9 protein-coding genes and 1 riboswitch are annotated in these 11263 nt (G+C 72.0%); of the genes, 5 read left to right on the forward strand and 4 right to left on the reverse strand.

What is annotated here, in order from left to right:
- Window positions 1-8: 8 nt before the first annotated feature.
- Window positions 9-2498 (reverse strand): DNA helicase PcrA, encoded by a 2490-nt coding sequence (gene pcrA / locus ACZ7HQ_RS36470; RefSeq protein WP_470999395.1) that lies wholly within the window; start codon window positions 2496-2498, stop codon window positions 9-11.
- 236 nt (window positions 2499-2734) lie between these two features.
- Window positions 2735-2891: riboswitch (cyclic di-AMP (ydaO/yuaA leader) on the forward strand.
- Window positions 2892-2898: 7 nt separating this feature from the next.
- On the opposite strand from pcrA, the gene ACZ7HQ_RS36475 reads away from it, so the two are divergent.
- Together ACZ7HQ_RS36475 and ACZ7HQ_RS36480 are read left to right on the forward strand one after the other, a co-directional pair.
- Window positions 2899-4071, forward strand: coding sequence for a C40 family peptidase (locus tag ACZ7HQ_RS36475; RefSeq protein WP_470999397.1), 1173 nt, complete (start codon window positions 2899-2901; stop codon window positions 4069-4071).
- A 119-nt stretch (window positions 4072-4190) separates the two neighbouring features.
- Window positions 4191-5156: a tellurite resistance/C4-dicarboxylate transporter family protein gene (locus ACZ7HQ_RS36480; protein WP_470999399.1), complete on the forward strand. Its 966-nt coding sequence runs from the start codon at window positions 4191-4193 to the stop codon at window positions 5154-5156.
- 3 nt (window positions 5157-5159) lie between these two features.
- Here ACZ7HQ_RS36480 and ACZ7HQ_RS36485 read toward each other — a convergent pair whose 3' ends face one another.
- Window positions 5160-5513, reverse strand: coding sequence for a hypothetical protein (locus ACZ7HQ_RS36485; RefSeq protein ID WP_470999401.1), 354 nt, complete (start codon window positions 5511-5513; stop codon window positions 5160-5162).
- A gap of 468 nt (window positions 5514-5981) precedes the next feature.
- On the opposite strand from ACZ7HQ_RS36485, the gene ACZ7HQ_RS36490 reads away from it, so the two are divergent.
- Window positions 5982-7058 carry a C40 family peptidase gene (locus tag ACZ7HQ_RS36490; protein WP_470999403.1) on the forward strand — a complete coding sequence of 359 codons (1077 nt, stop codon included), beginning with the start codon at window positions 5982-5984 and terminating at the stop codon, window positions 7056-7058.
- A 16-nt stretch (window positions 7059-7074) separates the two neighbouring features.
- Here ACZ7HQ_RS36490 and ACZ7HQ_RS36495 read toward each other — a convergent pair whose 3' ends face one another.
- Window positions 7075-7815 (reverse strand): LuxR C-terminal-related transcriptional regulator, encoded by a 741-nt coding sequence (locus ACZ7HQ_RS36495; RefSeq protein WP_470999405.1) that lies wholly within the window; start codon window positions 7813-7815, stop codon window positions 7075-7077.
- On the reverse strand, window positions 7812-9137 hold the full coding sequence (locus tag ACZ7HQ_RS36500) for an ATP-binding protein (RefSeq protein ID WP_470999407.1): 1326 nt from the start codon (window positions 9135-9137) through the stop codon (window positions 7812-7814). Before ACZ7HQ_RS36500 ends, ACZ7HQ_RS36495 begins: the two co-directional genes overlap by 4 nt.
- A gap of 175 nt (window positions 9138-9312) precedes the next feature.
- Between ACZ7HQ_RS36500 and ACZ7HQ_RS36505 the strand changes: the two genes are divergently transcribed.
- Window positions 9313-10758: a PspC domain-containing protein gene (locus tag ACZ7HQ_RS36505; protein WP_470999409.1), complete on the forward strand. Its 1446-nt coding sequence runs from the start codon at window positions 9313-9315 to the stop codon at window positions 10756-10758.
- A complete protein-coding gene (locus ACZ7HQ_RS36510) occupies window positions 10745-10954 on the forward strand; it encodes a hypothetical protein (protein WP_470999411.1) in 210 nt (69 codons plus the stop codon). Before ACZ7HQ_RS36505 ends, ACZ7HQ_RS36510 begins: the two co-directional genes overlap by 14 nt.
- Window positions 10955-11263: the final 309 nt, after the last annotated feature.

Below are 11263 nucleotides of genomic sequence, written 5' to 3' on the forward strand. Positions count from 1 at the left end.
CAGTCCTCTTACAGCTTCTCCACCGGCGCGTACCGCAGCAGCAGCCGCTTCGGCTTGGCGTCGCCGAAGTCGATCGTGGCCTCCGCGTTCCCGCCCGTGCCCTTCACGGCGACGACCGTGCCGAGCCCGAACTGGTCGTGGGTGACCCGGTCCCCGACGGCCAGCGCCACCACCGGCTGCTCCGCCGTGCGCCGCGTGGCGAAGCCGGACGCGCCCGACGCCGAGGAACGCGAGCGGGTCGAGGACAGTGAGGCCGCGATCCCGGAAGCCGGGCCGGACGAGACCGGGGCCGACGCTCCCGTCCGCTTCCACTCCACGTGGGCGGGCGGGATCTCCTCCAGGAAGCGGGAGGGCGGGTTGTACGACGGCTGGCCCCAGGCGCTGCGCATCGCGGACCGCGTGAGGTAGAGCCGCTCCCGCGCGCGCGTGATCCCGACGTACGCCAGGCGCCGCTCCTCCTCCAGCTCCTTGGTCTGGCCGAGGGCGCGCATGTGCGGGAAGACGCCGTCCTCCATGCCGGTCAGGAACACGACCGGGAACTCCAGGCCCTTGGCGGTGTGCAGGGTCATCAGCGTGATGACGCCGTCGCCCTCCTCGCCGTCCGGGATCTGGTCGGAGTCGGCGACCAGGGCGACCTGCTCCAGGAAGTCGGCCAGTCCCACCGACTCACCCTCGCCGCGCTCCTGCTCGAACTCGAGGGCCACCGCCGCGAGCTCCTGGAGGTTCTCGATGCGGGTCTCGTCCTGCGGGTCGGTGGAGGCCTGCAACTCGGCGAGGTACCCGGTGCGTTCGAGCACCGCCTCCAGGACGGTGGCCGGTCCGGCGCCGGACTCGACGATCGTGCGCAGGTCCTCCATCAGCGTGTTGAACCGCTTGACCGCGTTGGTGGAGCGTGCGGCCATGCCGTACGCCTCGTCGACCCGCTTGAGGGCCTGCGGGAAGCTGATCTTCTCGCGCTGGGAGAGGGCGTCGATCATCGCCTCGGCGCGGTCGCCGATGCCGCGCTTGGGGACGTTCAGGATGCGGCGCAACGGCACCGAGTCCTCGGGGTTGGCGAGGACGCGCAGGTAGGCGAGGACGTCGCGGACCTCCTTGCGCTCGTAGAAGCGGACGCCGCCGACGACCTTGTAGGGCAGGCCGACGCGGATGAAGACCTCTTCGAAGACACGGGACTGGGCGTTGGTGCGGTAGAAGACGGCGACGTCGCCGGCCTTCGCGTCGCCCGCGTCGACCAGGCGGTCTATCTCGTCGGCGACGAACTGCGCCTCGTCGTGCTCCGTGTCGGCGACGTAGCCGGCGATCCGGGCGCCCTGGCCGGCGTTGGTCCACAGGTTCTTCGGGCGGCGGGACTCGTTGCGCTCGATGACCGCGTTGGCGGCGGACAGGATGGTCTGCGTGGAACGGTAGTTCTGCTCCAGCAGGATCGTCGTCGCGTCCGGGTAGTCCTCCTCGAACTGGAGGATGTTGCGGATCGTCGCGCCCCGGAAGGCGTAGATCGACTGGTCCGCGTCACCCACGACGCACAGCTCGGCGGGCGGGAGGTCGTCCACGCCGGGCGGGGTGCCGGCGTCTTCGGCGGCGCGCTCCACGGTGCCGACGAGTTCCCTGACCAGGGCGTACTGGGCGTGGTTGGTGTCCTGGTACTCGTCGACCAGGACGTGCCGGAAGCGGCGGCGGTAGTGCTCGGCGACGTCCGGGAAGGCGCGCAGCAGGTTGACCGTCGTCATGATCAGGTCGTCGAAGTCGAGGGCGTTGGCCTCGCGCAGCCGTGACTGGTACAGGGCGTAGGCCTGGGCGAGGGTCTTCTCGAAGCCGTCGGTGGCCTGGGCGGCGAAGTCCTCCTCGTCGATCAGCTCGTTCTTCAGGTTGCTGATCTTGGCGCTGAAGGACTTCGGCGGGAAGCGCTTGGGGTCGAGGTCCAGGTCGCGGCAGACCAGGGCCATCAGGCGCTTGGAGTCCGCGGCGTCGTAGATGGAGAACGACGACGTGAAGCCGAGCTTCTTGCTCTCCCGGCGCAGGATGCGCACGCACGCGCTGTGGAAGGTCATCACCCACATCGCGTTCGCGCGCGGGCCGACGAGCTGCTCGACGCGCTCCTTCATCTCGCCCGCGGCCTTGTTGGTGAAGGTGATCGCGAGGATCTGGCCCGGGTGCACGTGCCGCTCGGCGAGGAGGTGGGCGATGCGGTGGGTGAGCACACGGGTCTTGCCGGAGCCGGCGCCGGCGACGATGAGCAGCGGGGAGCCGGCGTGCACGACAGCGGCGCGCTGGTTGTCGTTCAGCCCCTCGAGGAGGGCCGCCGGGTCGAGCGCGGGGCGGGGGGCGCCGTCGCGGTAGTAGGCGTCCCGGTCCGGCGGCACGTCGAACTTCCCGCCGAACAGATCGTCCGGAACCGGCTCCGGAGTGTGATCGTCCTCGGGCGGCGGCGGGGGCTCCTCCCCGTGCCCGCGAGGGGGCTGGAGGTCCGCCAGGAAGCTGTCGTCAAAGAGGCTGCTCATCGCTCTACGAGTCTAGGGCGCCCCACCGACAACCGGTCGCCGTCCCGGGAAGACGGCCCCGCAGCCGAAGCGGCGAACGCCCGGCACATGGCCCTTACGCTGCGGAATCATCCGATGACGAGGATGTGAAACCGGGCTCAGATCACGAAAATGTATCGGACATATCTCGCACCAACCTTCACACTAGTCACACCAGTTGGCTAGGTTGCCTTCAGGCCGCGTGCGCGGCCTCCGCCGAGTCCGGCGCGCCCAGCACGGCGCCCGGAGCCGGGGACCCACCGATCCTGGGGTGAATCGGCCGACTCCCACCCGGGACGACGCCGTAGGGCAACCCTTCCTAACCACCGCCCGAACCCGACAGCTAACCCGGTAGGCGGCCCATTGGAAGGAGTCGCCTCCCTTGGCGTCGCACCGCAAGCCGCGCCCCGGCGGGACCACCGGAGCCGGTATCCGCACCCCCGCCCTCGCCACCGCCGCCCTCACCTCCATGGCCGTGTTCTCACAGACCGCCGAGGCCGCCCCGAGGACCGATCACGCCAAGCCGAGCCTGGAAGAGGTCGAGAAGAAGGTCGACGACCTCTACCGCCAGGCGGAGTCGGCGACCGAGAAGTACAACGGGGCCAAGGAGCGCACCGGAAAGCAGCGGAGTCGTGTCGACGCCCTGCGCGAGGAGGTCGCCCGGCGCACCGACCGCCTCAACAAGGCCCGCGAGGAACTGGGCTCCTTCGCCGCGGCCCAGTACCGCACCGGCGCCGCCGCTCCCGAAACGGCCACCTTCCTGCTGGCGAACGACCCGCAGGACTACTTCGACCAGAGCCAGCTGATGAACCGGCTGACCTCGCGGCAGAAGAGCGCGGTCGACGACTACATCGGCGAGCAGGCCGCGACCATGAAGAAGCGGCGGGAGGCCGCGGAGAGCCTGCGGACGCTGGACGCTTCGCAGCACGACCTGCAGGCCGCCAAGGCCACCGTCCAGAAGAAGCTCGCCTCCGCACGCGAGCTGTTGTCGCAGCTGACGGCCCAGGAGAAGGCGCGGCTGGCCGCCATCGAGCGGGAGAAGCAGCAGGAGGCGGCGCGCGAGGCGGTCGAGCTGGCGAAGCGGCAGGCCCAGCAGCGGTCCGACTCGCCGTCCTCCCCGTCGCCCGGCCCGTCGTCGTCCCCGTCCACGTCGTCCGGGTCCGGATCGTCCGGCTCCACGGCGTCCGGCGCGTACGACACGAAGGCCGAGAAGGCGATCGCCTTCGCCCGCGCGCAGATCGGCAAGCCGTATGTGTGGGGCGCCACCGGGCCGGACTCCTACGACTGCTCGGGCCTCACCCAGGCCGCCTGGAGGACGGCCGGCGTCACCCTTCCACGCACCACGTACGACCAGGTCGACGCGGGCACCACGGTGTCGCTGGCCGACGCGCGGCCGGGCGACCTGATCTTCTTCTACGACGACATCAGTCACGTCGGCCTCTACATAGGCAACGGCATGATGATCCACGCCCCGAAGCCGGGCGCGTACGTCCGTGAGGAGTCGGTGTACTACGGCGGAGAGTCGATCATCCACAGCGTGGTCCGCCCGGGCTGACCGAACCGGCTCTCCTCGCGCCGGCTCCCTTCGCTCCACGCGCGCGTACCGGCGTTTTCGCTCTCCACGCGCGCGTGCCCATACCGGGCACGGCCGTGCCGCTCCCTAGCATCGGGCGCATGCCCGGCATCCCAGGTCTGCGTACGTGGTGGGCGGAGCGGCCCCCCGCGGCCGGATCCGCCGTGATGGCGACCGGCATCCTGTCGGTGGGGCTGCACCTCATCGGCGCCGAGACGGTGTCCCGGGTGGCGCTCGTCCTGACCGTCGTCGGCTGGGTGGCGCTGGCCGCCGACTTCACAGTACGGCTGCTCGGCCGACCGCAGCGCTGGGTGGCCGAGGCCCGAAGTCCCGGCGCGCTCACCGCCGTCGCCGCGACCGCGGTGCTCGGCACCCGGATCTCGGGGCTGGGCGGGCAGGCCCTGGCCGAGGCCTTACTGGCGCTCGCGGCCCTGCTCTGGCCGGTGCTGCTGGTCCTGGTCGTACGGCAGTGGGGGCGGCGCATGCGGGGAGCGGTGTTCCTGTGTTGTGTGGCCACACAGGGGCTCGCCGTACTGGCCGCGACGCTCGCCGCGGCCGAGCACACGGCGTGGCTCGCACACACCGCGCTGGTGCTGTTCTGGCTGGGTCTTGTCCTCTACGGCCTCGCGCTGGCCCGCTTCGACGCACGGCAGGTGCTGGAGGGGACCGGCGACCACTGGATCGCGGGCGGGGCGCTCGCGATCTCGGCGCTGGCGGGAGCGAAACTGCTCGACGCCGGGGACGCGGGCCTGTACCTGTGGGCCGACGACGACCGCGGCGTGCTGCGCACCGTGACGGTAGCGCTGCTCGTCCTGGATCTTGCCTGGTACCTCGTGCTGCTGGTCGCGGAGGCGGTGCGGCCCCGGCGCGGCTACGACATGCTGCGGTGGGCGACGGTGTTCCCGATGGGGATGGCGGCGGCGGCGACGCTGTCGGTCGCGACCGCCGTCGGGCTCCCGTGGCTCAGCCGGCCGGGGCAGGTACTGGTGTGGGTCGCGGTGGCGGTGTGGCTGGTGGTCGCCGCCGGTGCGGTGCTCGCGGCCCGGGCCGGCGGCAGGGACGGCTGACCGTCAGGTCCACAGCACCGCGATGAAGATGTTCGCCATGGTCAGCAGGCCGACCAGCCCGAAGGCGCCCTTGTCGATCTTCTCCTCGTCGCGCTTCACGTAGACCAGTCCGAGGATCACGATCAGCAGCGCCAGCTTGACGCCGATCTTGATGGTGTTGACGTGGTGGTCGCCGGCCTGGTTGAGGCCGACCAGGACCACGCCGGTGACCAGCATGGTCAGCGCGCCGTGCAGCATCCCGGGCACGAAACGGGCCGTGCCCTGGCCCATCGCCTTCATCTGGGTGAGGAAACCGCCGAGCAGCGCGGCGATGCCGATGATGTGCAGGCCGACGAAGAGATGGATGAGTACGTCCATGGGCCCGGAGCCTAACCAGCGTGTACGGGCGCCCCGTCACCGGGCCCCGGCCACAGCGGGGGACGGAAGGCCGACGATCTTGCGAGGATGATCTTGCATATATGCGCCATAGCAGCCCGCGGTCCCACGCGCCCCGCTTTTCCTGGTTCGGTCACCACGCTGCGAGAAGGCGACGACTCCGAGCGGGCGACACGGTCGCATACGGTCGCGTCCCGATCCGTCGAGGCCAGTTCCGTACACCGCGTTACCTGCTCGTCACAGTCGGGCCTAGCGTCCTCCCCCAGGTGACCGGCTCCCTACCGCCGCCCGGGCCAGGGGCGGCCGTCGGCCACCACCGCCGAGAAGGTCCGGCGGTGACCCGCTCCCCCCTGTGCGGGCCGCCGCCGGACGTCGTACGGACCACTCGGTCGGGCCGCCCGGCTCAGACCCCTCGGTCGTACGAGTCGTACGGAAGGACGTGACGGCCAGGTGGCAGCGCACCGCAAGCCCCGACAACGTTCGATCGGGGGTCCCACGGCCCGCACGGCCGCCACACTCGCCCTCGCGGGAGCGGCCACCGCGGCGGGGTTCGACGGGACGGGCCACGCCGAGCCACAGCTGACGCCGGCACAGGTGAAGGCCAAGGTGGACGAGCTGTACCAGGAGGCCGAGGCCGCCACCGAGAAGTACGACGGCGCCAAGGAGGAGGCGGACACGGCGCAGCGGCGGCTGAACGCGCTGCGGGACGAGACCGCCCGTAAGCAGGAGAAGCTCAACTCGGCCCGGGGGGTGCTCGGTTCGTTCGCGGCGGCGCAGTACCGCGACGGCGGGTTCGCCCCGGCCTGGCAGCTGGCCCTGTCCAGCACCCCCGACCGGTACCTGGACTCCGCCGCGTTCGCGGAACGGGCCGGCGACCGGCAGGCCGCCGCCGTGTCCCGGGTGCGCGAACAGCTGCGGGAGATCCAGCAGTTGCGCGGCGCCGCACGCGTCGAGCTGACGTCACTGCGGTCCCGGCAGGCACAGCTGAAGCAGCAGAAGAGGACCATCACCGGCAAGCTGGACGCGGCCCGGCGGCTGCTGGCACGGCTCACCCCGCAGCAGCGGAGCGAGGTCACCGGCGACGGCGTCGCTCCGGGACGTGCCTCCCGCTCGGCGTCCGGCACCCGTGAGACGCTGGAGCAGGCCGGGTCGGCCCCTGCCCCTGCCCCGGCCCCGAACACACGTGCCGCGGTGGCCCTCTCCTACGCCTACGCCAAGCTCGGCAGCCCCTACGTGTGGGGCGCGTCCGGCCCGAACGCCTTCGACTGCTCGGGCCTGGTCCAGGCCGCCTACCGCTTTGCCGGCATCTCCCTGCCCCGCACCACCTACGCCCAGATCAACGCGGGCCGGCGCGTCTCCCGCGCCGAACTCCAGCCCGGGGACCTGGTCTTCTTCTACTCCGGGATCAGCCACGTCGGCATCTACGTGGGCAACGGGCAGATGATCCACGCCCCGAACCCCTCGGCCCCCGTCCGGCTGGCCCCGGTCGACCTGATGCCGTTCGCGGGGGCGACTCGGGTGGCGTAGGTCGGCGCCGCAGGGGTCAGACCAGCCGGCGGGCCGTCGCCCAGCGGGTCAGTTCGTGGCGGTTGGACAGCTGGAGCTTGCGCAGCACCGCCGAGACATGGGACTCGACCGTCTTCACCGAGATGAACAGCTGCTTGGCGATCTCCTTGTAGGCGTAGCCACGGGCGATCAGCCGCAGCACCTCGCGCTCGCGCTGGGTGAGCCGGTCCAGGTCCTCGTCCACGGGCGGGGCGTCGGTGGAGGCGAAGGCGTCGAGGACGAACCCGGCCAGCCGCGGCGAGAAGACGGCGTCGCCCTCCTGGACGCGGAAGATCGAGTCGACCAGGTCGGTGCCGGTGATGGTCTTGGTGACATAGCCGCGGGCTCCCCCGCGGATCACACCGATCACATCCTCCGCAGCGTCCGACACGGAGAGCGCGAGGAAGCGGACGGGCCGCTCGGTGTCCGCCATCAACGCCGCGCACCGGCGCAGCACTTCGACACCGCCGCCGCCCGGCAGGTGGACGTCGAGGAGGACCACCTCGGGCCGGGTCGCGGTGATGACCGTGACCGCCTGGTCGACGTCCGCGGCCTCCCCGACCACCTCGACGCCGGTCTCCGCGGTCTGCCCGATCTCGGCCTGCACGCCGGTGCGGAACATCCGGTGGTCGTCCACGAGCACCACCTGTACGTGCCGTCCGGCACCGCCGTCGGCCGCCCCGGACCCGGCCGCCCCGGGCGCTCCCGCCGTGCCGTTCGCCTCGGTCGCGTCGCTCATGACGTCTTCTCCGCCCTCTCCATCTCCAGCTCGACCTCCGTGCCGCCGCCCGGCACCGGCCGCAGCCGGGCCGTTCCTCCGTGACGCTCCATGCGGCCGATGATCGATTCTCTGACACCCATGCGGTCGGCGGGTATCGAGTCGAAGTCGAAGCCCGGGCCACGGTCACGCACGGACACGAAGACCGTCTCTCCCTCGACCTCGGCATAGACCTGCACGGCGCCGCCCTCGCCACCGTACTTGGCGGCGTTCACCATCGCCTCGCGCGCGGCCTGCATCTGCGCGCCGGTTCTCTCGTCCAACGGGCAGTCGCCGACGATGACGACCTCGATGGGCACCCCGTGCTTGTCCTCCACCTCGGCGGCGTTGCGCCGCACCGCTTCGGCGACCGTGTCCGGCTCGTCGGCCTCGTCCTTGCCGGTGCCCTCCGGTTTGTACAGCCAGGTGCGCAGGTCGCGCTCCTGGGCGCGGGCGAGGCGGCGCACCTCGCTCGCGTTGTCGGCGTTGCGCTGGATCAGGGTGAGGGTGTGCAGCACCGAGTCGTGCACATGCGCGGCGACCTCCGCGCGCTCCTGGGCGCGGATACGCATCAGGCGTTCCTCGGACAGGTCCTGGGTCATACGGACCAGGTACGGACCGGCGAGGAGCGTGATGCCGACGAGAACAGCGAGGGCCGCCTGGAGGACCGCGCCGAGGTGGGCGGTCGAGCCCTGCAGCACGAAGACGGCCGAGACACCGGCCGTGACGAGCAGGACACCGCCGGCCGCGCGCAGCAGAGTGAGGGTGCGGCGCCGGCGGCCGACCTCCACCCAGCGGGCCCGGCGGGCGTTGTCCGCCTGGCGCCATACGAGGGCGACACCGGCCGCCACGAGCACGGCGGGCACCAGGTACACCTTGGCGCCACTGCCCAGATTGACGTTGCTGACGAAGACCACGGACACGATGACCATGAGGAGCAGCGCGACGATCTGGCCCTTGTCCGGCTTGCGGGCCACGAGTCTGCGGCGGCCGTCCGGGGCGGTCTCGCTGCCGAGGAGCGACTGCTTCTGCTCCACGACACCGCCGACGCCGAGCGGGACCCAGAACCAGAACGCCGCATACAGCAGCGCTCCGAATCCATGGGCCATGAACAGGCCGACGAAGGCGAGCCGCACCCAGATCACGGGCAGCCCGAGATGCCCTGCGAGGCCCCGCGCCACTCCGCCGAGCCAGCGTCCGTCACTGCTGCGGTAGAGCTTGCGCGGCGGCCGCGGGTCGTCGACTGGCAGGCTTGCGGCTTCCGGCATGCCAACGATGGTCACACGGCCGGCGGGGCCAGGCATCAGGGTCGGCCCCCGAGACGCCCCTGATCTTCGGCGGGAACGGGCCGGGGAGCACCGGGCGGTGGTGCTTCCGGGCCGTTCGAACGGTTCCCCGCACCGTCTCAGGGCCGATTTCAGGGTTCGCCCAGGGTCGTCCCGACTGCCGCGGCGGTGGCCGGGCCGTCACCATGGACGCATGACGGATCACGAGCACGCCGCGACGGGTCCGGGACCCGGCCCCGGCCCGCGCCCGGCCCCGGGCACCGGACCGACGGATGCCGCGCCCGCCGCGACGGACAGGACGGGAGCAGCCGGCACCGACGCATACGCCGACGCACGGCGGCAGGACGAGGAGCAGTCGGCCGCCGGAGCCCCCGAGCCGTTCCGGCGCGACCGCCGGCACAAGATGATCGCGGGCGTGTGCGCGGGCCTCGGCCGGCACACCGACATGGACCCGGTCATCTTCCGGATCACACTGGCCGTGCTGTCCGCGACCGGCGGCATCGGCCTGATCTTCTACGGCTTCGCCTGGCTCCTCGTGCCGTACGAGGACGAGGAGGAGAACGAGGTCCGCAAGCTGCTGACGGGCAGGGTAGACGGACAGGCGCTCGCCGCCGTGCTGTTCGCCCTGGTCGGCTGCGGGATCCTCCTGACCATGCTGAGAAACGGCGGGGTGCTGACCTTCGCCGTGGTGCTCTCCCTGCTGCTGGCGGGCGCCGGGTACTGGTCACGTCGCCGTGGCGCCCCCGACCCCGATCCGCTCGCCGCGCAGGCCGCCGCCGACGCCCCGCCGGAGGCCCAGGCCCCGCCGGTCGTCACGACCTACCCGTCCTGGTGGCGGGACCCGATCGTCAAAGACGGCACGCATGTCGGCGGCACCGGCTATCTGTGGGGGCCCGGCGACGCCCGCGACCGGGACCTCACCTCGGTGGTCGACGTCGGCATCGCCACCCCCTGGACCCACCACGGCTCCATACAGCCGCGGCCCGCCCCGCCCCCGACGCCCCGCGGTCCCCGCTGGATCGGCGGCTGGGTGTTCCTGCTCGCCCTGGTCGCGGGCGGCCTGGGCACCGGGCTGACCTGGGACACGCATCCGCTCGGCACCAGTCTGCAGACCGGTCTGGCCTGCGCGCTGGCGGTCTTCGGCCTGGGCCTCGTGGTCAGTTCCTTCCTGGGCCGTACGGGAGCCGGGACGGTGTTCCTGGCGATCGTCACGGCGGCCCTGCTCGCCGGAGCGGCGGCCCTGCCCAAGGACATCACCACGCACTGGCGGGACACCTCCTGGAGACCCGCCGCGACGGCGCAGGTGCGGCCGGCCTACGACCTCGGCACCGGGCGCGGAACCCTGGACCTGAGCCGGGTGCGACCGGGCAGCGGCAGGACGGTCGTGACGGACGCCCATGTGGGCGCGGGGCAGTTGAAGGTGATCGTGCCGGCGGACGTGACCGTGCGCATGAGGATCAAGGTGGGAGTGGGCGACATCCGGTTGCCCGGGGACAGCAGGAAGGACGTGGACGTGCAGCCCGACAGGCACGAAGGCATGACGCTGGCTCCGGCCGGGGGCACCAAGGACGCGGGCACGCTGGACCTCACACTCGGGGTCGGCCTGGGACAGGTGGAGGTCAGTCGTGCTGCGTCATGAGTTCCAGCCGGGGCGGCTGGTCGCCGGGCTCTTCCTCACCGCCACGGGCGCGCTCTTCGCGGGAGACGCGGACGGCCTGTGGGAGACGCCGTGGGTCGCGGTCGTCCCGCTGGTCGTGGGCGGCCTCTGGCTGGCCGGTGTCACGGCGGCCGTGGCCCGGGGCATCCGCAGACGGGGCGGCGCCGAGGGCGGGTGAGGCGGCCCGCCGGAAGCGCGGCGACATGGCGCTGGGCTGCCGGCTCGTCATCCGGCCCGCGGCTCCTCGTCCCGCCGCCGGCTCGTCGTCCGGCCCGCCGGCTCGTCGTCCGGCCCGCCGGCTCGTCGTCCGGCAATCGCTGTCGGTTCGTCGTTCGGCCGTCGACCCTTCGGCTCCTCGGCCCGTCGTCCCTTCGGCCCGTCGGACGGTCCTCGGGCGCGTATCGAGTCGTGATCAGTGAGTGGTGCTGGTGAGGTCTTTGATCCAGATCATCGAGGCGCGCAGGTGGAGGCCGGCGAGGTAGGTGTC

The organism is Streptomyces sp. NPDC037290 (assembly GCF_055603245.1).

What these genes read in the sequence shown, in the direction of transcription:
- ACZ7HQ_RS36485 (WP_470999401.1), bottom strand. Translation starts at nt 5,513, where the DNA reads ATGGACGTACTCATCCATCTCTTCGTCGGCCTGCACATCATCGGCATC.
- ACZ7HQ_RS36505 (WP_470999409.1), top strand. Translation starts at nt 9,313, where the DNA reads ATGACGGATCACGAGCACGCCGCGACGGGTCCGGGACCCGGCCCCGGC.
- ACZ7HQ_RS36495 (WP_470999405.1), bottom strand. Translation starts at nt 7,815, where the DNA reads ATGAGCGACGCGACCGAGGCGAACGGCACGGCGGGAGCGCCCGGGGCG.
- ACZ7HQ_RS36480 (WP_470999399.1), top strand. Translation starts at nt 4,191, where the DNA reads ATGCCCGGCATCCCAGGTCTGCGTACGTGGTGGGCGGAGCGGCCCCCC.
- ACZ7HQ_RS36500 (WP_470999407.1), bottom strand. Translation starts at nt 9,137, where the DNA reads ATGCCTGGCCCCGCCGGCCGTGTGACCATCGTTGGCATGCCGGAAGCC.
- pcrA (WP_470999395.1), bottom strand. Translation starts at nt 2,498, where the DNA reads ATGAGCAGCCTCTTTGACGACAGCTTCCTGGCGGACCTCCAGCCCCCT.